Origin of the sequence: Caulobacter sp. CCH9-E1 (assembly GCF_001556515.1) — a bacterium.
GTDB lineage: Bacteria > Pseudomonadota > Alphaproteobacteria > Caulobacterales > Caulobacteraceae > Caulobacter.
Window position 1 is genome coordinate 1 of the sequence record NZ_LSJA01000285.1, and the last position, 21,738, is coordinate 21,738.

28 protein-coding genes are annotated in these 21,738 nt (G+C 67.7%); 10 read left to right on the forward strand and 18 right to left on the reverse strand.

Annotated elements, in window-relative coordinates:
• Positions 1 to 29: 29 nt before the first annotated feature.
• Together AX690_RS15950 and AX690_RS15955 are read right to left on the reverse strand one after the other, a co-directional pair.
• A complete protein-coding gene (locus AX690_RS15950; RefSeq protein WP_066687754.1) occupies positions 30 to 1,022 on the reverse strand; it encodes a helix-turn-helix domain-containing protein in 993 nt (330 codons plus the stop codon).
• Positions 1,009 to 1,704: a TnsA endonuclease N-terminal domain-containing protein gene (locus AX690_RS15955; RefSeq protein WP_066687756.1), complete on the reverse strand. Its 696-nt coding sequence runs from the start codon at positions 1,702 to 1,704 to the stop codon at positions 1,009 to 1,011. Before AX690_RS15955 ends, AX690_RS15950 begins: the two co-directional genes overlap by 14 nt.
• Positions 1,705 to 1,770: 66 nt before the next feature.
• Between AX690_RS15955 and AX690_RS15960 the strand changes: the two genes are divergently transcribed.
• From AX690_RS15960 to AX690_RS15970, 3 genes are read left to right on the forward strand one after another with little or no spacing between them, the layout of a single operon-like run.
• Complete coding sequence (locus AX690_RS15960; protein ID WP_369798222.1) at positions 1,771 to 2,544, forward strand: ATP-binding protein; 774 nt, start codon at positions 1,771 to 1,773, stop codon at positions 2,542 to 2,544.
• 36 nt (positions 2,545 to 2,580) lie between these two features.
• A complete protein-coding gene (locus tag AX690_RS15965) occupies positions 2,581 to 4,125 on the forward strand; it encodes a response regulator (RefSeq protein ID WP_066730490.1) in 1,545 nt (514 codons plus the stop codon).
• Between the two features lie 35 nt (positions 4,126 to 4,160).
• The gene (locus AX690_RS15970) at positions 4,161 to 5,858 is read left to right on the forward strand and encodes an MFS transporter (protein WP_066687762.1); all 1,698 of its coding nucleotides are present in this window, start codon (positions 4,161 to 4,163) and stop codon (positions 5,856 to 5,858) included.
• Here AX690_RS15970 and AX690_RS15975 read toward each other — a convergent pair.
• From AX690_RS15975 to AX690_RS15985, 3 genes are all read right to left on the reverse strand, one after another.
• Positions 5,855 to 6,688, reverse strand: a complete 834-nt coding sequence (locus AX690_RS15975; protein ID WP_066687765.1) for a serine protease — start codon at positions 6,686 to 6,688, stop codon at positions 5,855 to 5,857. The genes AX690_RS15970 and AX690_RS15975 overlap by 4 nt on opposite strands.
• A gap of 19 nt (positions 6,689 to 6,707) precedes the next feature.
• Entirely contained in the window at positions 6,708 to 7,136 is a 429-nt protein-coding gene (locus AX690_RS15980; RefSeq protein WP_066687768.1) for a DUF350 domain-containing protein, read from the reverse strand.
• An 85-nt stretch (positions 7,137 to 7,221) separates the two neighbouring features.
• The gene (locus tag AX690_RS15985; protein WP_066687770.1) at positions 7,222 to 7,671 is read right to left on the reverse strand and encodes an SRPBCC family protein; all 450 of its coding nucleotides are present in this window, start codon (positions 7,669 to 7,671) and stop codon (positions 7,222 to 7,224) included.
• Between the two features lie 50 nt (positions 7,672 to 7,721).
• Between AX690_RS15985 and AX690_RS15990 the strand changes: the two genes are divergently transcribed.
• Positions 7,722 to 8,057, forward strand: coding sequence for a helix-turn-helix transcriptional regulator (locus AX690_RS15990; RefSeq protein WP_066687772.1), 336 nt, complete (start codon positions 7,722 to 7,724; stop codon positions 8,055 to 8,057).
• On the opposite strand, the gene rlmN is transcribed toward AX690_RS15990, so the two are convergent.
• From rlmN to AX690_RS16010, 4 genes are all read right to left on the reverse strand, one after another.
• Positions 8,054 to 9,265 carry a 23S rRNA (adenine(2503)-C(2))-methyltransferase RlmN gene (gene rlmN, locus AX690_RS15995; protein WP_066687775.1) on the reverse strand — a complete coding sequence of 404 codons (1,212 nt, stop codon included), beginning with the start codon at positions 9,263 to 9,265 and terminating at the stop codon, positions 8,054 to 8,056. The genes AX690_RS15990 and rlmN overlap by 4 nt on opposite strands.
• 83 nt (positions 9,266 to 9,348) lie before the next feature.
• Positions 9,349 to 10,149, reverse strand: coding sequence for an SDR family oxidoreductase (locus tag AX690_RS16000; RefSeq protein ID WP_066687778.1), 801 nt, complete (start codon positions 10,147 to 10,149; stop codon positions 9,349 to 9,351).
• A gap of 59 nt (positions 10,150 to 10,208) precedes the next feature.
• Positions 10,209 to 10,997 (reverse strand): 3'(2'),5'-bisphosphate nucleotidase CysQ, encoded by a 789-nt coding sequence (cysQ, locus tag AX690_RS16005; RefSeq protein ID WP_066687784.1) that lies wholly within the window; start codon positions 10,995 to 10,997, stop codon positions 10,209 to 10,211.
• Positions 10,994 to 11,182, reverse strand: coding sequence for a DUF3553 domain-containing protein (locus AX690_RS16010; protein WP_066687786.1), 189 nt, complete (start codon positions 11,180 to 11,182; stop codon positions 10,994 to 10,996). Before AX690_RS16010 ends, cysQ begins: the two co-directional genes overlap by 4 nt.
• A 66-nt stretch (positions 11,183 to 11,248) precedes the next feature.
• Here AX690_RS16010 and chpT point away from each other — a divergent pair, with 66 nt between their 5' ends.
• The 3 genes from chpT to AX690_RS16025 all read left to right on the forward strand — a co-directional run bounded on the left by chpT (position 11,249) and on the right by AX690_RS16025 (position 13,206).
• Positions 11,249 to 11,932 (forward strand): histidine phosphotransferase ChpT, encoded by a 684-nt coding sequence (gene chpT, locus AX690_RS16015; RefSeq protein ID WP_066687788.1) that lies wholly within the window; start codon positions 11,249 to 11,251, stop codon positions 11,930 to 11,932.
• A gap of 69 nt (positions 11,933 to 12,001) precedes the next feature.
• Positions 12,002 to 12,379 (forward strand): PleD family two-component system response regulator, encoded by a 378-nt coding sequence (locus AX690_RS16020; RefSeq protein WP_197426884.1) that lies wholly within the window; start codon positions 12,002 to 12,004, stop codon positions 12,377 to 12,379.
• On the forward strand, positions 12,376 to 13,206 hold the full coding sequence (locus AX690_RS16025) for a protein-glutamate O-methyltransferase CheR (RefSeq protein WP_066687796.1): 831 nt from the start codon (positions 12,376 to 12,378) through the stop codon (positions 13,204 to 13,206). Before AX690_RS16020 ends, AX690_RS16025 begins: the two co-directional genes overlap by 4 nt.
• 6 nt (positions 13,207 to 13,212) lie before the next feature.
• Here the strand turns inward: AX690_RS16025 and AX690_RS16030 are convergent, their stop codons facing one another.
• From AX690_RS16030 to AX690_RS16050, 5 genes are all read right to left on the reverse strand, one after another.
• The gene (locus AX690_RS16030) at positions 13,213 to 14,298 is read right to left on the reverse strand and encodes a hypothetical protein (RefSeq protein ID WP_066687797.1); all 1,086 of its coding nucleotides are present in this window, start codon (positions 14,296 to 14,298) and stop codon (positions 13,213 to 13,215) included.
• A gap of 160 nt (positions 14,299 to 14,458) precedes the next feature.
• A complete protein-coding gene (locus tag AX690_RS16035) occupies positions 14,459 to 14,599 on the reverse strand; it encodes an entericidin A/B family lipoprotein (protein ID WP_066687798.1) in 141 nt (46 codons plus the stop codon).
• Between the two features lie 106 nt (positions 14,600 to 14,705).
• Positions 14,706 to 16,400: a sensor histidine kinase gene (locus AX690_RS16040; RefSeq protein ID WP_066687799.1), complete on the reverse strand. Its 1,695-nt coding sequence runs from the start codon at positions 16,398 to 16,400 to the stop codon at positions 14,706 to 14,708.
• Positions 16,397 to 17,002, reverse strand: coding sequence for a sigma-70 family RNA polymerase sigma factor (locus AX690_RS16045; RefSeq protein WP_066687801.1), 606 nt, complete (start codon positions 17,000 to 17,002; stop codon positions 16,397 to 16,399). Before AX690_RS16045 ends, AX690_RS16040 begins: the two co-directional genes overlap by 4 nt.
• A 2-nt stretch (positions 17,003 to 17,004) precedes the next feature.
• Entirely contained in the window at positions 17,005 to 17,190 is a 186-nt protein-coding gene (locus AX690_RS16050; protein WP_167535166.1) for a NepR family anti-sigma factor, read from the reverse strand.
• Positions 17,191 to 17,416: 226 nt separating this feature from the next.
• Here AX690_RS16050 and AX690_RS16055 point away from each other — a divergent pair, with 226 nt between their 5' ends.
• Positions 17,417 to 18,217 (forward strand): response regulator, encoded by an 801-nt coding sequence (locus tag AX690_RS16055; protein ID WP_066687803.1) that lies wholly within the window; start codon positions 17,417 to 17,419, stop codon positions 18,215 to 18,217.
• Between the two features lie 73 nt (positions 18,218 to 18,290).
• Here AX690_RS16055 and AX690_RS16060 read toward each other — a convergent pair whose 3' ends face one another.
• From AX690_RS16060 to AX690_RS16075, 4 genes are all read right to left on the reverse strand, one after another.
• Positions 18,291 to 18,554: a hypothetical protein gene (locus AX690_RS16060; protein ID WP_066687805.1), complete on the reverse strand. Its 264-nt coding sequence runs from the start codon at positions 18,552 to 18,554 to the stop codon at positions 18,291 to 18,293.
• A gap of 23 nt (positions 18,555 to 18,577) precedes the next feature.
• Entirely contained in the window at positions 18,578 to 18,778 is a 201-nt protein-coding gene (locus AX690_RS16065; RefSeq protein ID WP_066687811.1) for a hypothetical protein, read from the reverse strand.
• 273 nt (positions 18,779 to 19,051) lie between these two features.
• Positions 19,052 to 19,513: an OmpA family protein gene (locus tag AX690_RS16070; RefSeq protein ID WP_066687813.1), complete on the reverse strand. Its 462-nt coding sequence runs from the start codon at positions 19,511 to 19,513 to the stop codon at positions 19,052 to 19,054.
• An 81-nt stretch (positions 19,514 to 19,594) separates the two neighbouring features.
• On the reverse strand, positions 19,595 to 19,939 hold the full coding sequence (locus AX690_RS16075) for a YMGG-like glycine zipper-containing protein (RefSeq protein WP_066687827.1): 345 nt from the start codon (positions 19,937 to 19,939) through the stop codon (positions 19,595 to 19,597).
• Positions 19,940 to 20,069: 130 nt separating this feature from the next.
• Between AX690_RS16075 and AX690_RS16080 the strand changes: the two genes are divergently transcribed.
• Both AX690_RS16080 and AX690_RS16085 read left to right on the forward strand, forming a co-directional pair.
• Positions 20,070 to 20,921, forward strand: a complete 852-nt coding sequence (locus tag AX690_RS16080; RefSeq protein WP_066687838.1) for a diacylglycerol kinase family protein — start codon at positions 20,070 to 20,072, stop codon at positions 20,919 to 20,921.
• Positions 20,918 to 21,703 carry a metallophosphoesterase gene (locus AX690_RS16085; RefSeq protein WP_066687842.1) on the forward strand — a complete coding sequence of 262 codons (786 nt, stop codon included), beginning with the start codon at positions 20,918 to 20,920 and terminating at the stop codon, positions 21,701 to 21,703. Before AX690_RS16080 ends, AX690_RS16085 begins: the two co-directional genes overlap by 4 nt.
• Positions 21,704 to 21,738: the final 35 nt, after the last annotated feature.

Here is a 21,738-nt window from a genome sequence, read left to right on the forward strand (position 1 = left end):
CCTCCTCTAAACGGAACCCTCAATCTGTCTCAAAGGCGCTGACGGCGGACAGTGCCGCGAAACTCCTTGGCGTTATCGGCCATCACGATCAGGGGCAGGCCCCAGACCGGCCAAATCATGTCGACGCCGATTACCTTCAGCCAGGGCTCCTTGCGGGTGATTGAATGGAAGATCGCGGCACCGGCGACGCTGGCTGAAGGGTCGTCTAGCGTCAGGACGTAACCCGTGGGCATGCAGGTATGGGTGTCGATGACCATGGCAAGCCACGGCCGCCCGATTGGAATGCGGTAGACGTCGTCTACGATCTCTACGTCATAGGGCCAGTAGTCGATCTGCACGCAGGAAAGAGGCGCCGTGCCAAAGGGGAACTTCCCCATCATCTTGGCTTTCGCATCGCGAGCCGCCCGCTTGCCGACGCGGCGCTCAATCACCAGGATTGGGTCAAGAGCGTCGATGTGGCGGTAGACGGTCGGGATGCCCGGAAAAGGCAGCTTGGCATCCGCGAAGGCAGGCAGCACGAAATTGTCGTAGAACTCTTTGACGTTGCGCTGCTTGCGATTGAGGTACTCCTTGTCGATCAGATAGCTGAGCAAGGCGACCCGTTCATCACCAAGTCTGCTCCGGCCGCGACCGCCCGATCTCTTGCCCGGCAACAAGCTCACAGGGTCGCCGTTCCACTGTTCCAGGCGCCTGTAGATCGTCGCCCTGCTTACGGCCAAGGTCTTCGCGGCAGCGGCAATAATCGCGTCGCGTTCACCGCGCTCGACTGTCTGATCCAGGAGCGGGCCCAAAACCTCCCGCCATCTATAGGCCAGTTCGATTTCAGCGGGACTGCAATCGTCGAAGTGCCGCTTTGAGCGGGTTACGGCGTCCACCCGATCGACATCACCCGATGTCACCGCACGGGTGTCGCCGTTCTCAAATCGGACAAGGAACAGGTCAAAATCGAGGATTTTCACGAAACGGGCGGCGCGTCCGCTGATCGTGACCTCCTCACCGACGCTGAAGTTAGCCGGTTTCAATCGCCCCCTCCTCAGCAGCTACATCCGCCCACCACTTCATTCGCATGTCATCGCTAATTGGCGCATCAAGATCCGCCGCCAGATATCCGACGCCCAACATGTGCAGCAGCGCCTGCTGGGCGGTGTCACGCAGCAGCCCATCGGCGATGAGTAGCCTCTTCACCTCCCCGAACGAGCGGCTCTCCACTCCGGGGTAGGTCAGGATCGCGCGAGCCGTGGAAATGATGTCTTGTGAAAGAGGCCGGCGCATCGCTGGGCCGATCAGGGCGGCGTTGCTTTGCCTGGCGCAATAGATACTGCGGTCGGTGATCACGCGGAAACCGACTCCCTTCGCGGCGAAATAGCTCCTCGCCGCCCGGTACTTCGGGGCCAAGCCCGCGTAATCGCGCTTCAAGATGGCGTAGGGCTTAACTTCGAAAACAACCCTGGACCTGCCATGCGGGATGGCTACGTCATCCCACCAGACGGCAAGGACGTCGGGCGTGTATCGCCGTCGACGGCCATCCACGACCAAATCAATGGTGATCGGCTGCGTTACCACGGTCTCGATGCCTGGATCTATTTCCAGGAGAATCAGGAAATCCCGTTCAAGCTTGGATTCGTAATGAAGCTGCCGAGGAGGATATCGCGTCGGCAGTGAGCCGGTGATCGACCGATGGCTAGGCGGGATAGTTCGGGTCATCGGCGACCTCCAATCATGTCGCAATATCTACGGAAAAAGACGAACGAGTCTCGCCTTCTTTGAAAAATTCTTCTGGGCTCTGTGCCGCCTGCGAGGAGAACAAACCGGCATTTCATCTCATTATCTCCGAGAAATCACACCGGCGGCGGCCATCGCGCCAAGCCGGGCGAGGTGTCTCTCGCGCATAACGGCGTCCTGTTCCTGGACGAGTTGCCGGAGTTCGGCGTGCAGGCGCTCGACAGCCTTCGCGCGCCCTTGGAGACCGGCGAGGTGATGGTGGCTCGCGCCAACGCCCATATCCGCTATCCCGCCAGGGTTCAGCTGGTCGCGGCGATGAACCCCTGCCGTTGCGGTCACGGCGGCGCGGGACGGGGCGCCTGTGGCAAGGCCCCCCGGTGTCAGAAGGACTACCAGGGCCGTGTCTCGGGCCCGCTAATGGACCGGATCGACCTGGCGGTCGACATGCCGGCCGTGACGGCGGCCGATCTTTCCTTGCCGCCGCCCTCAGAAGGTACGGCCGAGGTCGCCGCCCGGGTCGCCCGCGCCCGTCGCCTGCAGGCGGAGCGGGCCGCTGACCTGGATGGCGGCGAAGCGTTGAATGGCCGCGCGGAGGGCGCCTTTCTTGAGCGGATCACCGCCCTGGACGAGCCTGGCAGGGCCCTGTTGGCGCGCGCGGCGGAGGCGGGGCGCATCAGCGCCAGAGGCTGGACCCGCGTCTTGCGCCTGGCCCGCACGATCGCAGATCTGGAAGGCTCGGACGGGGTTCGGCGCGTCCATATCGCCGAGGCGCTGGCCCATCGGCGCACGACGAGCGTCGGCGAGGAGGCCCTACAGGGTTGACCACCCGTTAATGGGCTCCAGCTAAGGTCGCGTCTCATGAGCGACCCCAAAGCGACGAGTGGGCGACCCGGCGTCACGCCCGAGCAGCTGGCCACCCTGAGCCATGAATTCCGCACGCCGTTGAATGGCGTGCTGGGCATGGCGCGCCTGCTCGAGAACACCAAGCTGACGGCCGAGCAGCGGTCCTATGTCACCGCCCTGCGCGAGAGCGGCGACCATCTGCTTTCGTTGGTCAATGACGTCCTGCATTTCGCGCGCCTGGGCGCGGCCTCCATCGAACTGAGCCTTGCGCCGGTCGATATCGAGAGCCTGCTGCGGCAAGTCGCCGAACTGATGAGCCCCCGTGCGCACGAAAAGGGCGTGGAAATCGCTTGGGCCCTGACGGCCCCTCTGCCGGTGATCCGGGCCGACGAAGGCCGTCTACGCCAGATCCTGCTCAATTTCGCGGGCAACGCCGTGAAGTTCACGGAAGCCGGCGGCGTGCTGCTCTCGGCCTCGGCCGGTGAGAACGGTCGGGTGCGCTTCTCGGTGGCCGACACCGGGCCGGGCGTCGCGCCCGAAGCCCGGACTCGCATCTTCGAGGCGTTCGTCCAGACCGACATCACCCATAGCACCCAGCTCGGCGGCGCGGGCCTGGGCCTCGCCATCGTCTCGCGCCTGGCCTCGGCCATGGGCGGCGAGGTCGGCGTCGGCGGCGAAGTGGGACACGGCGCCGAGTTCTGGTTCGAAGCCCCCTTCGAGACGGCCACGCCCGCCCCCCGCGAGGCGCCGCTGTCCGGTCGGAACGTGGCGATCGCCTCGCCCAACGCCATTGTCCGCATCGCCACCGCCCGCCAGATCGAAGCGGCAGGCGGCCGAGCCTTCACCGCCGTCGATGTCAACGCCGCCCTGACCGGCGCGCCCGCCGACGCCGTCCTGCTGATCGACGCCGCCCTTTTCGGATCTCGCGGCGCGTTCAAGGCGCCGGCGGGCCGCAAGGCCGTGGTCCTGCTCACACCCGAGCAGCGCGATCGCATCGATCCGCTGAAGGCCGCCGGCTTCAGCGGCTATCTGATCAAGCCGCTGCGAGCCGCCTCTCTGGTCGCCCAGGTGCTGCAGGCCGACACCGCCGAGGCCGCGCCCGGTCCCAACGCACATCACGACGACGACCGTATCGCCGGCGCCGTGGCTCATGGGGTGCGGGTGCTGCTGGCCGAAGACAACCCGATCAACGCGTTGCTGGCCCGCACCCTGCTGGAGCGCGAGGGCTGCAAGGTCGACCGCGTCGCCGACGGCGAGCAGGCGATCGCGGCCGCCGTGGCGGGCTCCTACGACCTGATCCTGATGGATCTGCGCATGCCTGGCATGTCGGGGGTCGACGCCGCCCGCGCCCTGCGCGCCAAAGGCGTCGCCGCCCCGATCGCCGCGCTGACGGCGGACGCCTTCGACGAGGACAAGCGCGCCTGCTTGGCCGCCGGCATGGACGACTTCCTGGTCAAGCCGCTGACCCAGGAGGCGCTGCGAGACGTGCTGACCCGCTGGACCACGTCTGGCGTCGCCGGCTGGACGAAAAGCGCGACGCGATCCAAGGTCGCCGGCTGAAGCGGGGGCGGTTCCCTCGCCGGGGATTCCGCCGCATGACCGAGCAGACCGAGGGCGCCAAGACCAAGCCCGAGAAGAAAAGCCTGCTGCAAACCCTCGCCTTCTTCGGCGAGCGTCGCAGCCTGGTGATGCTGGGTCTGGGGTTCGCGTCCGGCCTGCCCTACATGCTGATCTTCGACACGCTGTCGCTGTGGCTGCGCGACGCTGGCCTGTCGCTGGCGGTGATCGGCTTCTTCAGCCTCGCGACGCTGTCCTTTTCCTTCAAGTTTCTTTGGGCCCCGTTGATCGACCGGGCCAAGGTGCCCGTGCTGCATCGCCTTGTCGGACACCGGCGAGCCTGGATGCTCGCTTGCCAGGCCACGATCATCCTGGGCCTGCTGGCGATCTCCGGCATCAATCCCGCAGCCAATCTCGGACTGATGGCGCTGGCCGCGGTGGTGACGGGTTTCGCCACGGCGACGCAGGACATCGTCATCGACGCGTGGCGCATCGAAGTGGTCGACACCGAGCGCCAGGGCCAGATGGCGGTGGCGGTACAGTGGGGCTATCGCGGCGCCATGATCATGGCGGGCGCTGTTCCGCTGCTGCTGGCTGAACGCTTCAACTGGAACATCTCCTACCTGTTCATGGCGGTCGCCATGCTGATTGGCGTGCTCGCGACGCTTCTGGCGCCGCGTGAAGCCGCTCATGCGATCCGTCCCATCCACACCGACGGCGTGACCCAGTCCAAGCCGCTGGAGCTCGGCGAATGGCTCGTGCGCTTGGCTGTCCTGCTCGTCGGCGCTCTGCTGATCGGCTCGGGCCTGTCCGGCGACGCCAGCCTGCTGTCGAAGTTCGTCGGGGGCGAGATCCTGGCCGACGCCTGGACGGCCAAGCCGAACGGCATCTGGCTGCAGCTGGCCGGCATCCTCGCTGGCCTCGCGGTGGTGGCTGTCGCCGCTTCGCCGATCCCAAAGGTCCAGACCAAGCCCGGCGTCTACCTGTCGACCGCGCTCGGCTCGCCGCTGAAGGAATTCCTGACGCGCTTCGAAGGCGTCGCCGGCCTGATCCTGGCGGCGATCTGCGTCTATCGCGTCTCCGACTTCGTGCTGAACATCATGAACCCGTTCTATCGGGACATGGGCTTCTCGCTGACCGAGATCGCCGAGATCCGCAAAGTGTTCGGCATCATCGCCTCCATGATCGGCGTCTTCCTGGGCGGCGTGGTCGTGGCGCGCCTGGGCCTGATGAAGGCGCTGGTCATCGGCGCCTTCGCCCAGCCGATCAGCAACCTGATGTTCGCCCTGCTGGCCATGAGCGGTCACAGCGTGCCGATGCTGTTCACGGCGATCTGCCTCGACAACATCGCCGGCGGCGTCGCGGGCACGGCCCTGATCGCCTACATGTCGAGCCTGACCTCGGCGGGCTTCACCGCGACCCAATACGCGCTGTTCTCGTCGCTCTACGCCCTGCCCGGCAAGCTGGTCGCCTCGCAGTCCGGCCGCATCGTCGAGGCCTCCGCCCAGGCGGCCGAGCATGGCGGTCCGATCGCCGTGCTGAAAGGCCTGTTCACGCGCCTGCCGCCGGAGAGCTTCACCGCCGCCGGAGCCAAGCTCGGCGTCAGCGCCCAGGCCATGGCGGCGGGGTACACGGCCTTCTTCATCTATACGGCGTTGATCGGTCTGGTGGCGATCGTGCTGTCGTTCATGGTCGCGGCGCGCCAGAAGCCAAACGAAAGCCTCGCCGAAGCCTAGACCGCCAGGCACACCACCTGGGCCACGCGCAGGTCGCGGCGCAGGCCGTCGGCCACGCGGCCGTAGTTCTCGGTGGTGATCGGCTCGCTCGGCGCGAATTCCGAAGGCGACGGATGGCGACGGGGCCCCAACAGCGTCTTCAGGGTCTCGGGCGCGGTCGTGTAGATACGCCCGCGACGCGGGGCTTCGGCGACGGTGACCCCGATCACCCGGCCCGCCGCGTCCAGCGCGGGCGCGCCGGACAGACCCGACAGCGTGCCCTTCAGGGTGTCGGTGCGGCCAACCTCGGCCCAGACCAGAACCGGCTCGGTGCGCGCGCCGCGGCCATGGACCACCAGGTTCTCGCGCCCCAGCAATCGCGAAGCCGCCTCGCCCGGATGGCCCTGCGGGAAGCCAGGATGATAGGCCCGCGCGCCCCGACGTAGCGGCTGATCGATGCCGAGCGGTACGGCGGGCGCGCCGCCCTCGGTGGTCAAAAGCGCCGCGTCGGCGCGCGGGTCGACATGGACCCTGGCCGCGACCCCGCGCCCGTCGGCGACCACGATCGCGGCCTGCTTGCAGCCATCGACCACGTGGCGCGCGGTCAGCCAGGCGCCGTCGTCGCCGATCGAGAAGGCGGTGCCGGATCCCGGCTCTGGCCGCTCGGGCACCTGCACCACGATGGACGGATCGAACGGCGAGGACGGCCCCAACGGCAGCCCCTCCTCGCCAGGCACCGGCGGCGGCGGCGGCGGCGCATCGGATCGCTCCTGCCGGCCGACGGCGACGACCAGCAGGGCGCTGACCACCACCGCATAGACCAGCCAATCGGGGAGCTTGGGGAAATGCATGGGGACGCTCCGCGTCCGCTCAGCCGGCCACGGCGGCGGCTAGGATCAAGGCCGTGGCGAGTTTGGCGCCGACCAGCAGGGCCGCGGCCGAGATCTCGCCGTCCTGAATGCGTTCGGGCAACCCTTTCAGGACCATGTCGGTGCAACGGAAAACGAGCAGCTGCACAGCCGTGGTCGCCGCGCCCCAGATGACGATCTCGACCACCGACGTCGCCGCGCTCAGCGACACCGCCAGAGGAACGGCGAGACCCACCATCACCCCGCCCAGCGACAGGGCGGCCGCGGAGTTACCCTCGCGGATCAGCGTGATCTCCTTGTGCGGCGTCATCAGCGCATAGAGCGTCGTGCCCAGGATCAGCATGATCAAGGTCACGCCCGCATGCAGGAGGGTGATCGGAAACCCGGTGGCGAAGGCCTGGACCTCGGGCGATTGAAGCTGGGAAGGCATGGACGCGGACTACCCCCGGAAAGGTGCGGCTTCCTGACTAACACGGCAGGCCAAGGCTTGCGTAGGGGGCGCGTGTGCGACCGAATTACTTATAGAAGCCCTCTCTCAGATTGAGGCCGTGCTCGATGAAGACCTTCAGAGCGCAGAGCATGCCGGTCCAGCCTTCGCAATTGCCGAACGCGGCCTTCTCCCCCGCGCGGGTTTCGCTCCAGCCCGCCTCGTGAATCTTGACGAGGGTGCGCCCGTCTCCGGTGTCGGCGAAGGTCATGGTGACCGTCGTCTTGTAGGTCGCGCCGGGCTCCGAGGCGCCCCAGCGAAGGACGATTTTCTCGTTCTGGACGACCTCGATCACCTCGACCGGGAAGGCGCCGGGGAAGTCGTGGAAATCCCAGGTCACGGTCGCGCCGGCCTCAAGCCGCCCCTGGGCGCCGCCGGTCGTGAAATAGCCGGAGAGCGTCTTGGGATCGACGACGGCCTCAAAGACCTCCGCGACCGGCCTGGCGATCCGGCCGCTGACGGTGAATTCGTGGGACATGGAGCCCCTCCATCCTTGAAGGACGCGACAATGTGTTATAATATTATAACATGTCAAGCGAGGACGAAGCCGACCTGATCTTCAAGGCCTTGGGCCACCGGGCGCGGCGGCAAATCTTGGATCTGCTAAAGGCCGAGTCGCTGACGACCGGCATGCTGTGCGCGCGGTTTCCGGAACTCGATCGCTGCACGGTCATGCAGCACCTGGGCGTTCTCGAAGAGGCCGGCCTGGTCGTGGCCGAGCGGCGCGGGCGCGAACGATGGAACCACCTGGACGCCCTGCCGATCCACGCCATCCACGAGCGCTGGATCGGTCCCTACGCGGCCTATGCGGCGAGCATGCTCAGCCGACTGAAGAGAACGGTCGAGGAGAACGAGAAGGTCTAGGCCGCCTCGTCGTCATCCTCGCTCAGCACGCCGGCCATCGCCGCCAGCGACAGCTTGCGCAGGGCGCTGGCGCGGACCTTCTCGCTCTCGCTCTTCAGCTGGCCGCAGGCGGCCAGGATATCGCGGCCGCGCGGGGTGCGGATCGGCGAGGAATAGCCGGCCTTGTTCAGGATCGCGGCGAAGGCCTCGATCGTCGCCCAGTCCGAGCACTGATAGTCGCTGCCGGGCCAAGGGTTGAACGGGATCAGGTTGATCTTGGCCGGGATGCCCTTGATCAGCTTGACCAGGGCGCGGGCCTCCTCGGGGCTGTCGTTGACGCCCTTCAGCATCACGTACTCGAAGGTGACCCGGCGGGCGTTCGACAGGCCGGGATAGGCGCGGATGCCGGCCATCAGCTCGGCGATCGGATATTTCTTGTTCAGCGGCACCAGCACGTCGCGCAAGGCGTCGTTGGTGGCGTGCAGGCTGATCGCCAGCATGGCCTGGGTCGTCTCGCCCAGCTTCTCCAGCATCGGCACGACGCCCGAGGTCGAGACCGTGATCCGGCGGCGCGAGATGCCGATGCCCTCGTTGTCGCTGATGATCTCGATGGCGTCCGCGACCTGGCCCAGGTTGTAGAGCGGCTCGCCCATGCCCATGAACACGATGTTCGAGAGGACGCGGTCTTCCTTGTCCGACGGCCATTCGGCGAGATCGTCCTTGGCGACCTGGACCTGGGCGACGATCTCGGCCGCGGTGAGGTTGCGGACCAGGGGCTGAGTGCCGGTGTGGCAGAAGCTGCAATTGAGCGTGCAGCCGACCTGACTGGAGACACACAGAGCGCCCGCGCGACCGACGCCGGGGATGTAGACGCTTTCGACCTCGATGCCCGGCGCCATGCGGATCAGCCACTTGCGGGTGCCGTCCTGGCTGACCTGGCGTTCGACGATTTCGGGCCGGGCGATCGTGAAGGTCTCGGCCAGGCGCGCGCGGGTCTCCTTGGCGACGTCGCTCATGGCCGCGAAGTCGGTGACGCCGCGATGGTGCATCCAGCGGAAGATCTGGGTCGCTCGCATCTTGGCCTTGCCGTGCTCGACCACGCCGCTCTCGACCAGGGCGGCGACCAGCTGCGGGCGCGTGAGGCCCGACAGATTGACCAACGGCTTGGTGACGGCGGTGGCGGGCGCGGCGTCGGACGAGACGCGCGACAGGTCGAGGGTGACGCTCAAGGGGGTGTCCGGATCTTCGGGGTCGAGGCGGACATATAGCAGGTCCGGCCGGGTTTTCCAAAAGGCCCGGACGTCGCGGGACGTCAGACCTTGCGGAAACGGCCGCCCTGGTTGGCCATCAGCGCCAGGGCCCAGTCGTCGGGCAGAACCTTGGCCACGGCGGCGATGGCCTTGTTGGGCGAGCCTGGCACGCAGATCGGACGGTTGGCCTCGGCGGCTTCGTACCCCGCCGCCGCGACCTCGTCCGCGCCCAGCCACATCCAGTCCGGCACGCCCTGGCTGACCTGGGCTCGGGTGCCGTTGACGTCGTGGAATTCCGAATAGGTGAAGCCGGGGCACAGCGCGCTGACATGCACGCCATTCGACAGGTTCTCCAGATGCAGGCTCTGGGAGAACTTCACCAGGAAGCCCTTGGTCGCGGCGTAAAGCGTATGGCCCGCCGCGCCGGGAACCAGGCCGGCCAGCGAAGCGACATTGGTGATCCGGCCGAACCGGCGCTCGACCATGCCCGGCAGCACCTTGTGGGTCATCTCGCAGACCGAGGTCAGCATCACCTGCAGGAAGGTCGCCTGGTCGGCCCAGCTCGTCGTCGCGTAGGTGCCGGGCAAGCCGTAACCGGCGTTGTTGACCAGAGCATCGACCACTCGCCCTTGCTCGGCGATGGCGGCCAGCACCGTGTCGACGCCCGCCGGCTCGGCGAGGTCGGCGGCGACGGCGTAGGCCTCGACGCCCGAACGGAGCTTGATCTCGGCGGCCAGGGCCTCAAGTCGGTCGGCGCGGCGCGCGGTCAGCACCACGTCATAGCCGTGGCTGGCGTAGATGCGGGCCGAAGCGGCGCCGATGCCAGCGGAGGCGCCGGTGATCAGGGCGAGACGACGAGCCATGCGGTCATCCGATCAGAGCAAAAAACGTCGCCGGACAGCAGCACGGCCGATGATTTGGTTCAAGCCGCCCCGCCGCGCGCGACGAACCAGCCATTGCGGAAGGCTTGGTCGGCCTTGCCATAGGTGAACGGCGAGCCGTCCGGCTGAGTGAAGGTTCCGCCGGCGGCGACCAGCACCGCGTGAGCGGCGGCGGTGTCCCATTCGGAGGTCGGGCCGTGGCGCGGATAAATGTCGGCCGAGCCCTCGGCGATGCGACACATCTTGATCGACGAATCCATGGCCGTGCGGAGATCGAAGCCGTACTCAGCCGCCAGCTCGGCGGCCTTTTCCTCGCGCATGGTGTGACTGATCAGGCCCAGGGCGCTACCGGTCGGCCAAGGCCGTACGCGGGCCGGAGCTTCTGGCGCGTCAGGACCGTTGCGCTTCATCGCGCCCTCGGCCGTCGTGTACCATACCTCGCCGGTGGCCGGGGCGCAGACGGCGCCGGCGACCGGCAGGCCGTTCTCGATCAAGCCAATATTGACCGTGAAGTTCGGGTCGCCGCGCACGAAGGCCTTGGTGCCGTCGACAGGATCCACCAGGAAGAAGCGCGATCCGACGGCGTCGGGGGTCCCGAACTCGCTGGCGTGCTCCTCGGAGATCACCGTAACGCCCGGAAACGCTTCGGCCAGGCGTTGAAGGATCAGGCGCTCGCCCGCGCGGTCGGCCTCGGTGACTGGGCTCTCGTCCGCCTTCTGGGCCACGGCCAGCTCGGTTCGCCAGAACGGCAGGATGATCGTCGCCGCCTCCTCGGTGATCCGGGCCAGGGCGCGGCCCCAATCAGCCAGTGTTTGGGTCGTCTCGCTCATGCCTGTCCCCGAGGGTCGTCGCCGACGAATTCCAGCCGGACGCGCCGGCCGTCAATCGTTTGCTTGCCCGCCTCTTCGAAATTGACGGTGATCCGATGTCCGATCACGGACTGAACCTGACCCAGGCCCCAGTCGGGCTGGTCGGGATGGCGCACCAGGGCGCCTGGCTCAAGAAACGGATCCATAACGGCCCTCCTCTAGAGGCTTGGGGCAGTTTGCCAAAGCCTCAAATCACGGCAGACTTCGCCGCTATGACCGATATCGTCCCCGAGACCGTTCCCGCGAATCCGGCGCCTGCGCAAACGGACGTGCAGGGCCCCGACTTCGCCGCCATGCTGGCCGCGCGCCTGTGCCACGACTTCATCAGCCCGGCCAGCGCCATCGTCTCGGGCCTGGACCTGCTGGAAGACCCCGCCGCCCAGGACATGCGCGACGACGCCATGAACCTGATCGCCTCGTCGGCCCGCAAGCTGGCGGACCTGCTGCAATTCACCCGCGTGGCCTTCGGCGCCTCGGCCTCGGCCGAGAATTTCGACAGCCGCGAGCTGGAGAAGCTGGCGCAAGGCGTCTTCGCCCATGTGCGCCCGACCCTCAACTGGGCGATCGAGCCCCAGGCGATGAACAAGCCGTCCGCCCGAGCGGTGCTTAACATCGCCCAGATCGCCGCCAGCGCCTTGCCGGCCGGCGGCGTCGCCACCGTGAAGGGCGTGAGCGCCGATGGGCGTTTCTCGATCATTGCCGAGGCGGTCGGCCCGCGCGCGCGTTTGCGGCCCGAGATTCTGGCCGGGCTGAAAGGCGAGCCCCTGGCCGAGGGCCTGGGCGGTCCATGGGTCCAGGCGGCCTATCTGAACGCCCTGGTGCGCGCGGCTGGCGGACAGATCGCCTGCGAAGTGGGCGAGGATCGCGCCTCGATCGCGGCCTGGGTGCCCGCCTAGCGCCTTCATAGCGCTCGGAAATTCGGCAAACCGCTCCTTAACCAGAAGCCTTCATCCTGGTCGTCTGGATTGGAGCACGCCGTGAAGACCTGCCTGGTGGTCGACGACAGCCGGGTGATCCGCAAGGTCGCCCGCCGAGTCCTCGAGGACATCGGCTTCGACATCGCCGAGGCTTCCGACGGCATGGAAGCTCTGGCCTGGTGTCGCGCGGCCATGCCTGACGCCGTGCTTCTCGACTGGAACATGCCGGTGATGAACGGCCTCGAATTCCTACGCCTGCTGCGCAAGGAGCGAGGCGGCGACGCGCCCAAGGTCATCTTCTGCACTGTCGAGAACAGCATCGACCGCATCCGCGAGGCCCTGGACGCCGGCGCGGACGAGTACATCATGAAGCCGTTTGACGGCGACATCATCCTGGCGAAGTTCGCCGAGGCGGGTCTGCTGTGACCCCCGAGCACATCGAGCTTCTGGCCGCGCTGGGGCGCGCCCGCGCCGGCGTACGGGTCGAGGTTGAAAAGCCCTACCTGATCGAGAGCCGCCTCACCCCTCTGGCGCGACGCGAGGGCTTCGAGAGCATCGAAGCCCTGATCGACGAACTGCGGGCGAAGCGGGAGGAGCGGTTGATCTGGGCGGTCGTCGAGTCGCTTTGCCGGACCGAGACGACCTTCTTCCGCGGACGAGAAGCCTTCACGGCGCTTCGCGAAGGCGTGCTGCCGTCACTCTCTCACCGTCGGGATACGCCGCTGCGGATCTGGAGCGCGGCCTGCGCCACCGGCCAGGAGGTCTATTCGGTCGCCATGGCCGCCGCCGAGGCGACGGGCTTAGCGCCGGGCGCGCGGTTCGAATTCTTCGGCTCGGACCTTTCCGAACGGTGCCTGGAGAAGGCTCAGAGCGGCCTCTACACCCAGTTCGAAGTCCAGCGCGGCCTGCCGATCCGCATGCTGGTCAAGTATTTCGAGAACCAGGACGACACCTGGACGATCTCGCCGCGCATCAGACAGATGGTGCGCTGGCGGCGGATCAACCTGCTGTCCGATCTCTCGGCGCTCGGCGCGTTCGACGTGATCCTGCTGCGCAACGTCTTGCGCAACATGGTGCCGGCGCTGCGGCACAAGGTCGTCCGCAGCCTTGCCGGACGGCTCGCGGCGGATGGGGTGCTGGTGCTGGATCCCGAGGACGACGTCACGGGTCTCGACGACATCCTGGTCGCCGCGCCCGGCGGCGCGGGCCTCTATCTGCGCGATCCGACGATTGGGACGGCCGCCGCGGCGTAGACGTCTTCAAGCTCTTCGGGACTTAGGCTGCAGACGCGCGAGGGCGGCGCCGCCTGCGACGCCGGCCAGCATCTCGCCGATCCGGGCCAGCACGCTGGCTCGCGTAGGCGGCAGGGCCGCGAGCGCAGGGGCGAGCTTACGATACAGGATCGGGTGCGCGCCGGGCCCAACGATGGCCTCATGCAGGCCCATGGCGTCCACCACGGCGCGAGCGGCCTTGCGCCATGCGATGGGCGGAGCCTCCCCGTGCGGCGGCGGCGCGCGGCAGTCCGAGAAATCAGGTTTCAATCCGCCGCCGGCGGCGATCGCGGCTTCGATTTCTCGCGCATAGGCCCGATCCCGCGCCAATCGATCCACATCGATCACCAGATCGGCGTGCGGAAGCGCCTTCAGATGGGACGCCAGCCAGACCGCCAGGAAGGCCTGGAAAGACAGGCTGGACGGACGGCGCTTGAACGCCCGGCGCACCGTCGCCAGACGCCGGGACAGCGGTCCGGCGCCGCCGAACTCGCGGCCTAGAATCTGTCTGGCGGCGTCGCGCCAGGCGGCCATCTCCGAAAGCAGGACATAGTGGCAAAGCTCGAAATAGGTCGGCCTCGGACGGCGACGCAACGAATAGAACGAAAGCCACTGTTGCACAGGGTCACGCACCAGCACGATGTGGAAGCCGCCAAAGCGCTTCTTCAGCCACCCCGCGCGCCCGAGCGTCCGGCAGCAGGCGAGCACCGGCGTCTCGCCCCGCCTTCGCGCGGCGTCGATCAAGCTCTCGACATAGGCTTGCTGCGCCAAATCGCTGGCCTCGGGCTCGATCCAGTAGCGGTCCAGGGCAAAGCTGGCGTCAAAGCACCGAACGCCGCCGGCCGGGTCCAGGACGACCTCGAACTCCTTGAGATAGGGCTCGCCGCCGCCCGGATGCCTAAGGCCGCTATTGTCGGGGGTCTCGGCGCCGATCGTCTCGGCCGTCACACGGGCCAGTTGCTCGTGCCAAGGCTCGTAGTAGGCCCGAACATTCGGCGCGACGCGAAAGCGATGCCAGATGTACGTGCTGGAGCACCGCCAACCGCTATGAACGAAGACAGCGCCGCTCGACAATCACTTGGTCCCTCTCCCGGAGAGACCACAATTCACCGGCTGCTTTTCAGCTGTATCTCTCGCGAGCGCTTCTCGTTTGCGACGTCGCAACACTTGGCGCCGCGCTGAAAGAAAAAGGCCCGCCGTCGCCGGCGGGCCTCTGTCTTGAAGACCTCTAACGTCAGTTGCTCTTGACGTCCTTGGCCGTGTCGCTGACGGCGCGACCGGCCGACGAGACGTCCTTGCCGGCGCCTTCGACCGTATTACAGGCCGCGACCGACAGGCTGGCGGCGAGGGCTGCCAGGATCACCAGTTTACGCATGCTCTTCTCCGCTGTTGGCCTCCCAGGGCATCATGGGAAGGCTGTGACGTAATCGCCCGGAGAGAACGTCAGCGGCGAAGCTCGGTTCCGGTGGAGGCCCTTAGATTCAGGCCGCTGATCCCACGGCGAGCGGCGTCGGGAAGATCAGCCGAACCGTAAGACCGCGAGGCTCCTGCGTCTCGAAGGAGACCTTGCCGCGCAGCTGACGGGCGAAGGCGGTCATCAGGGTCCGACCCACGCCGCCGCCAAGGCTGTCCGCCGCCCCCGGACCGTCGTCGCTGATCGACAGCTCGGCCTCTTCGCCCCGCACATAGAAGCTGACCCGAAGCGTCCCTCCCGTCGCGCCGAAGGCGTGCTTCTGCGCGTTGGTGATCGCCTCGACGGCGAACAAGGCGATCGGCGCCAGACGGTCGGGGTCGATCACCAGGGGATCGGCGTGGACCTCGGTCCGCACCAGGCTGGACGTCCCCATGTCGTTCGCCAGAAGCTGGGCGGTCAGCTCTTCCAGGAAGGGGCGCAGGTCGACCCGCTTCAGGTCAGGCCCCTGATAGAGGGCGCGATAGATCTGGGCCAAGGCCGTGATCCGTTGGCGCGTGTCGTTCATCGCCGCCTTCGCCGCCGGATCGGCCAGGGCGCGTTGCTGCATGTTGAGCAGCGAGGTGATGATCTGCAGGTTGTTCTTCACGCGGTGATGGATCTCGCGCATCAGCGCGTCCTTGTCCGCCAGGCTGTCCATCAGCGAGGCGTCGCGGGCGACGATGGCGCCGGCCATGGCGTCGAGGGTGGCGGCCAGCTCCCGGATTTCCGGCGGCGCACGCTCGGCCTGCAAGGGCCTGACCGTAAAGCGTCCACGCGCGTAGATGGCCGCGACGCGTTGCAGATAGACAATCCAGCGGATCACGCCCCGCTCGGCGGTGAACCACACCGCCGCCAGGCCCAGGACGAACGCCAGCAACGGCAGAAGCAAACGGGAGATGGGATTGATCCAGGCCCAGGACAGCAGTCGGGGCGCTGGCGCCGAGAGGATGACGAAGACATTGTCATCGACCAGAGGCGCGGCCGAGAACGTCCGATCGCGGCGCTGAGCGTCACGTGCGTTCCAGAGCGCCGCGCCACGCTGCTTGGCGACGGCGCGCCAGCCGCTGGGCGGGGCGCTGAAGGCGGCGGGACTGGTGGCGGCGAACACCCGCCCGCGAGAGTCCGCCAGAGCCACCTCGGCGCCGCCGGGCAGAAAGCGGTTGGCCGTCTCCACCTTCAGATCGTCCAGCGTCAACACCGCGGCCATCGCGCCCTCGAAACGCTCCGGCGAGCCCGAGCGGACAGCGGCGAGGACAGCCGGTTCATTGGCGTAAGTCGCGCCAGGATCCGCGGCGACCACCAGGCTGGCGCCCCTCCGAAGGGATTGGAACCAGGCGCGCGCGCCGCGTTGCGGGTCGTAAGGCGTCGTGGCGGCGGCGCAGGCCACGCGGCCGCGCGCGTCGAAGCGGATCAAGTTCGCGTAGCCGGGCAGTCTCGCGCGCATGTCGGCCAGACGCTGGGCGCACTCCAGCCCGACCGTGCCCGGCCCCAGCGTCTGCAGCAGCACGCCCGCGGACATGATCCGCGCGCGCGCGACGGCCGCGCTGCGGCCCGCCGCCAGCTCCAGACTCTGGCGACGCGAGTCCGCCTCCGCGCGAAACGCGAAGACGGACTGCAGACCGCCTAAAATCAGCACGGGCAGCAGCGCGACGCACAGAGCTATGGCGAGACGGACGCGGATGGATGTGACGGCCTGCGTGGCGCGGCCGGCGAGCGCTTTCACCGCAGAGAGCTCAGCCGCTCCGCGTCGGCCAGGATGGCGTGCATCGCATCACCAGCGGCCGCGCCATCGCGGTCGTAGGCGCCCGCTTCAAGGATCGCCTGCAAGGCGCGGCGGGCCCGACTGACCCGGCTCTTCACCGTGCCGACCGCGCAGCCGCAGATCTCAGCGGCTTCCTCGTAGGCGAAGCCGCCCGCGCCGACCAGGATCAAGGCTTCACGCTGCTCGGCGGGCAGCATGGCCAGGCCCAGGCGAAGCTCGTCGAGCGCCACGGGCGCTTCGGGGTCATCCACCGCTACGAGGGTCCGCTCCGCGGCTTCCTGGTCGAGCTGGCTCTGGCGCCAGCTGCGGCGCTTTTCGGAATAGAACTGGTTGCGCAGGATCATGAAGGTCCACGCCTTCATGTTCGTGCCCAGCTGGAAGCTGGCGCGCGCGTCCCAGGCCTTCATCATGGCGTCCTGCGCCAGATCGTCGGCGGCGGTCGGATCCCCCGTCAGAGTCCGCGCGAAGGCGCGCAGATGCGGGATAAGGGTCACCAGCTCACGCTTGAACAGAGCGTCGCGCGCGGGATCGGGCGGCGAACGCCCCACCTTTTCTTCGGCCATGGTCATTGGCCTCCCGTCGGCGGCTCTGCCTTGCGCAGGATGTCGAGGAATTCGTCCGGCACGGGCTCGTTGACGACCTCGTCGAACATCTGGCGCAGCTTCACGCCGATGGCCTGTTGGCGCAGGCGCGCCTCGTCAAGCGCCGCGGCGCTCTTGCGTTTGTCTTCCATGGGTACGTGTTCGATCATGTCCTCGACACCGAAGTGCATCGGCGTCCGCCCCCTTTGGCCGAATGTCTTTCCGCCGGATAACAACGTGCTTTTCCGTACCGGGTTCCATAAGCTTGGGCATAAGATGTCAAAATTCCTCGACCGACGGAACCGGTCAGTTGAGGAGGCGTTATCGGCCTTCGACGGAACGGCGCAGCTTTGCCGTGCGTTCTACGGTTTTCGAGACACCGCATCGGGAGGGGTCATGAGTCTTCTTGCTCGGCTGGCGCCGCATCTGCCTTACATCCGCCGTTACGCTCGCGCCCTGACCGGCGATCAGACCACCGGGGATCATTATGTCCGCGTCGCGCTGGAGGCCCTCGCGGCCGGCGAGCGTTCGCTGGACGCCGACCTGTCGCCGCGCGTGGCGCTCTATCGTGTGTTCCACGCCATCTGGCTGAGCTCCGGCGCTCAGCTTGAGGCTCGTCGTGATGAGAGCATCTCGTCGGCCGACGACGCGTCTCAGCGGCTGATGCGCATCGCCCCGCGCTCGCGTCAGGCGTTCCTGCTGACCGCTCTGGAAGGCTTCACCCCGACCGAGGCCGCCCAGATCCTGGACTGTGATTTCGGCGAAATCGAACGGCTGATCGCCGACGCCCAGGCCGAGATCGACGCCGAACTGGCGACCGAGGTCCTCATCATCGAGGACGAGCCGGTCATCGCCGCCGACATCGAAGCCCTGGTCCGTGAGCTCGGCCACGACGTCACCGACATCGCCGCCACCCGTGGCGAGGCCGTGGACGCGGTCGCGCGACGCACGCCAGGCCTGGTGCTGGCCGATATCCAGCTGGCGGACGGTTCGTCGGGCATCGACGCGGTCAAGGACATCCTGGGTCGCCTCGACGTACCGGTGATCTTCATCACCGCCTTCCCGGAACGCCTGCTGACCGGCGAGCGTCCGGAACCGACCTTCCTGATCACCAAGCCCTTCCAGCCGGAAACGGTGAAGGCGGCGATCGGTCAGGCGCTGTTCTTCCATCCGCGCCGGACCCGCAAGGCGGCCTAAGGGCTTAAGGCTTCCAAATGAAAACGGCCTCCCGGATCGGGAGGCCGTTTTTCTTTGGTCGATAGACGGGAGACTATGGCTTTTGACGCGCGGGCTGTTGGGGGGTGGTTCCCGACCGCGCCTCGGCCGGAGTCGTGGCGCCGGTGTTGGCGTCCACGGAGGCTAGATCCTTGGCGCGGAAACTCCAGGCGCCGAACAGCGCCATGGCGGCGAGCACGGTCGACACGATGAGGATCCAGAAGATGTGGCGACCGAAACGCCCTTGCCGCGCCCGCGTGGCGTTGACGCGAGGACCGGACGACGTTTGTTCGGCCTGATGATGGGTGTCGGTGGGCATGGTGTCCTACCTCCTGAAAAGTCCTAGGGGGCCCAGGACGTGGTGATATCGGGGCGGGCGAGAGCGGCCGCGCGATGATTGAAGCCCATCACCGTGGCGGCGGAGATCGCGCTGGCTGCGATCACGGCCAGGGCCATGAGCCGAGTGCGCGTGCGGCGCTGACTCTCGGTCAGGGTCTGCACAAAAACCGTTCCGCCATGCTGGGCCTGATAGGTCCGGATCATGACGCAGCTCCCCAGATGCGACGGCCTCTTCGCCGCCTGGAAGGTCAACGCCTCCCCTACTCAGCTGTTCCCGCGGAGCCGCCGCGCGGGGAATGTAAAAAATAATCGCGCCTGACGGGAACTCATTCCGGCACGCGCCGTTTTCATCTTCGCGAAGGCGGCGACGCCCCCCCGACTTGAGGCTGGCGCAAGCCAGCCTGCCGCCTTCGCACCCCCCTTTGTTGATGCGAACTCAGGCGGACCGGCTATCCGGCCCGCCCTTCTTCGTCCTGTTCAGCGCGTGGGCGGCGCCAGATCGAAGATGATGTCAGCGCGTCGGCGCAATGGCGCGGCGACACCCGAAGAAGCGGCGCCGAGGTCGCCGACGGCGGCGAGGTCGAAATCAGCTCTGCCAAATCCATGCGCCGCCAAGGCGCGGGACACGGTGTCGGCCCGGCGCTTCGAAAGAGCCAGATTGGCCTCCGACGCGCCCACCGCATCGGCCAGTCCGACAACCCTCACGCCGCGGATCTGACAGCCCCGAGCCTGCGTGCGAGCGCTGGCCAGGACCATTCTGGCTTCAGGCGTCAGGACGGCGCTGTCCTGATCGAAATAGATCGATGATGCGAAGCCCGCGCAGGTCGGGCCCGCCGCCGCGACGGGTTTCTTCAGGCTCCGCCAAGGCCCCGAAGTCTCGGCGCAGGCCGCCAGCGACAGCGCGGCGGCGATCACAATGGCTGCGTTCGTCGTCTTCATGGTTCCCTCCTCCAGACACGCGAGCACGAAAAAGGCGACCGGCAGGACCGATCGCCTTTCGATGAACCAAGCCGCCCCGCCCTAGTAGCGGGGGCTGCCGTCTTCCCAATAGTAACGGCTGCTGCGGGAGTCGTAGTAGTAATAGCGCCCCGCGCGCTCGTCATAATACTGGCGGCGATTGACCGAGTTGGCGCCGCAGCCGCCGTCTTCCCGACAGCCCTTCACCGCGCCGACCGTGCCGCCCAGGGCCGCGCCCACGGCGGCGCCGGTGCTGGCGCTGCCGCCGCCGACATTGTTGCCGATCACCGCGCCCGCAAGCGCGCCGAGCGCCGCGCCGCCGGCGGCGTTGCGTTCCACATTGCCGGTCGAGGTGCACGCCGCGGCGAGCACACCCACGCCCATCAGGGCGATCATGGTCGTCTTCATCTTGGCTCTCCGTTCCGAGCTTGTCCCCTGCCCGACAAACGGCCACCGTCCGGGAGGGTTCCGTGCGAAGCGGAACCATGGCCGCTTCCGGGCCGTTGGGTCGGCGAGTTTCGCGAGACAGGGGGCGCCCGTGCGGCGGATCGATATCGTCGTCAACACCGCCTCGGGGTCGGTTGGCCCGGACGCGCCAGCCATCGCCGAGCGCATGCTGGCCGAGCACGGTGTGAATGGGCGCGTCCACGCCCCTCAAACCCATGAGCTGGCGATCTGCCTGCGGGACGTCATCGACGGAGCGCCGGACGCGGTCTTGGTCCTGGCGGGGGATGGCACGGCGCGCGCCGCGGCCGAGCTGGCGGGGCCGGAGGGACCGATGATCGCACCCCTGCCTGGCGGGACCATGAACATGCTGCCCCACGCCCTCTATGGCGAGCGGCCGTGGCAGGCGGTCATGGCCGACTGCCTGGCGGCGGGCGAGGCGCGGATGATCTCGGGCGGCGAGGTTGGCGGCCGCCTGTTCTTCGTCGCCGCCATCCTGGGCAGCCCCGCCTTGTGGGCGACGGCGCGGGAGGCCGCGCGCGAAGGCCGCTTTGACCTGGCCGTCGCCCGGGCCCGACGAGCGGTCCAGCGCGCGTTTTCGGGCAGGCTGCGCTTTGTGCTCGATGGACGCCCCAAGCAGCGCGCCGAAGCCCTGACCCTGATGTGTCCGCTGGTCTCGACCGCCCTGGACGCGGAAGAACGAGCCCTGGAAGCCGCCGCCCTGGACCCTTCGAGCGCGCTGGACGTCTTTCGCCTGGGCTTCAACGCCGCCCGCGGCCAGTGGCGCGAAGACCCTTCGGTCTCCGTCGGCCGTTGCCGGACCGGCCGGGTCTGGGCCGGCGGACGCATTCCGGCGATCCTGGACGGCGAGCCGGCGCGCTTTGATCCCAAGGTCTCGATCCGCTTTCGCCCGAAGGCGTTCCGCGCTCTGGTTCCGCCCGCATGAAGCTGGTCCAGGTCTCGGACATTCACTTCGGCGGCGAGAACCGCGAGGCCGTGGAGGCCGCGACGCAGCGGATCCGCGAAGAGGCGCCTGATCTGATCGTCGTCGCCGGCGACCTTACGCTGGACGGAAAGACCTCGGAATTCGATGCGGCCGCGGCGTGGATCAACAGCCTTCCACGCCCCACCCTCATCGTCCCGGGCAATCACGACACGCCCTTCGTGGGACCAGGCGAGCTCTGGGTCCGGTTCACGCGTCCCTGGCGACGGTTCAAGGATCGTTTCGGTTTAGATGATGGGGCGGACTGGAGAGGGCCGGGCGTCACCATCGCCTCCCTCAACACGGCGCGGGCCGCCCAGCTGCGCTGGAACTGGTCCAAGGGCGCGGTTTCGCGAAGCCAGATACGCCGCGTCGTTGAAGCGCTGAAGGCGGCTCCCTCGGACGATCTGAAGGTGGTGGTCTGCCATCATCCGCTGATGGAGGTCCTGGGCGGACCGATGACAGCGAGGGTCCGCGGGGGCGTCGACGCCGCAAACCGCTTCGTCGCGGCCGGCGCCGACATCGTGCTGTCGGGTCACATTCACCTGCCGTTTGTGACCGCGCTCCCCTTCGGCGACGGCAAGGCCCAGCTAGTGGGCTCCGGCACCCTCTCCCTGCGCGAGCGCGGCGCCGCGCCGGGCTTCAATGTGATCGAAGCGGACCCCGGTTGCGTCCGGGTGACCGCCCTCGCCTATGAGCGCGGCCGCTTCGAGGTCTGGCGCACCTGGGCGTTCGATCGGCGCTGAAAAGCAAACGGCGCGCCCCGAAGGCCGCGCCGTTC

Coding starts and splice junctions, on each gene's coding strand:
- AX690_RS15955 (WP_066687756.1), bottom strand. CDS start 1,704: ATGACCCGAACTATCCCGCCTAGCCATCGGTCGATCACCGGCTCACTG.
- AX690_RS15965 (WP_066730490.1), top strand. CDS start 2,581: ATGAGCGACCCCAAAGCGACGAGTGGGCGACCCGGCGTCACGCCCGAG.
- AX690_RS15970 (WP_066687762.1), top strand. CDS start 4,161: ATGACCGAGCAGACCGAGGGCGCCAAGACCAAGCCCGAGAAGAAAAGC.
- AX690_RS15975 (WP_066687765.1), bottom strand. CDS start 6,688: ATGCATTTCCCCAAGCTCCCCGATTGGCTGGTCTATGCGGTGGTGGTC.
- AX690_RS15980 (WP_066687768.1), bottom strand. CDS start 7,136: ATGCCTTCCCAGCTTCAATCGCCCGAGGTCCAGGCCTTCGCCACCGGG.
- AX690_RS15985 (WP_066687770.1), bottom strand. CDS start 7,671: ATGTCCCACGAATTCACCGTCAGCGGCCGGATCGCCAGGCCGGTCGCG.
- AX690_RS15990 (WP_066687772.1), top strand. CDS start 7,722: ATGTCAAGCGAGGACGAAGCCGACCTGATCTTCAAGGCCTTGGGCCAC.
- AX690_RS16000 (WP_066687778.1), bottom strand. CDS start 10,149: ATGGCTCGTCGTCTCGCCCTGATCACCGGCGCCTCCGCTGGCATCGGC.
- cysQ (WP_066687784.1), bottom strand. CDS start 10,997: ATGAGCGAGACGACCCAAACACTGGCTGATTGGGGCCGCGCCCTGGCC.
- AX690_RS16010 (WP_066687786.1), bottom strand. CDS start 11,182: ATGGATCCGTTTCTTGAGCCAGGCGCCCTGGTGCGCCATCCCGACCAG.
- chpT (WP_066687788.1), top strand. CDS start 11,249: ATGACCGATATCGTCCCCGAGACCGTTCCCGCGAATCCGGCGCCTGCG.
- AX690_RS16035 (WP_066687798.1), bottom strand. CDS start 14,599: ATGCGTAAACTGGTGATCCTGGCAGCCCTCGCCGCCAGCCTGTCGGTC.
- AX690_RS16045 (WP_066687801.1), bottom strand. CDS start 17,002: ATGGCCGAAGAAAAGGTGGGGCGTTCGCCGCCCGATCCCGCGCGCGAC.
- AX690_RS16050 (WP_167535166.1), bottom strand. CDS start 17,190: ATGATCGAACACGTACCCATGGAAGACAAACGCAAGAGCGCCGCGGCG.
- AX690_RS16055 (WP_066687803.1), top strand. CDS start 17,417: ATGAGTCTTCTTGCTCGGCTGGCGCCGCATCTGCCTTACATCCGCCGT.
- AX690_RS16060 (WP_066687805.1), bottom strand. CDS start 18,554: ATGCCCACCGACACCCATCATCAGGCCGAACAAACGTCGTCCGGTCCT.
- AX690_RS16065 (WP_066687811.1), bottom strand. CDS start 18,778: ATGATCCGGACCTATCAGGCCCAGCATGGCGGAACGGTTTTTGTGCAG.
- AX690_RS16070 (WP_066687813.1), bottom strand. CDS start 19,513: ATGAAGACGACGAACGCAGCCATTGTGATCGCCGCCGCGCTGTCGCTG.
- AX690_RS16075 (WP_066687827.1), bottom strand. CDS start 19,939: ATGAAGACGACCATGATCGCCCTGATGGGCGTGGGTGTGCTCGCCGCG.
- AX690_RS16085 (WP_066687842.1), top strand. CDS start 20,918: ATGAAGCTGGTCCAGGTCTCGGACATTCACTTCGGCGGCGAGAACCGC.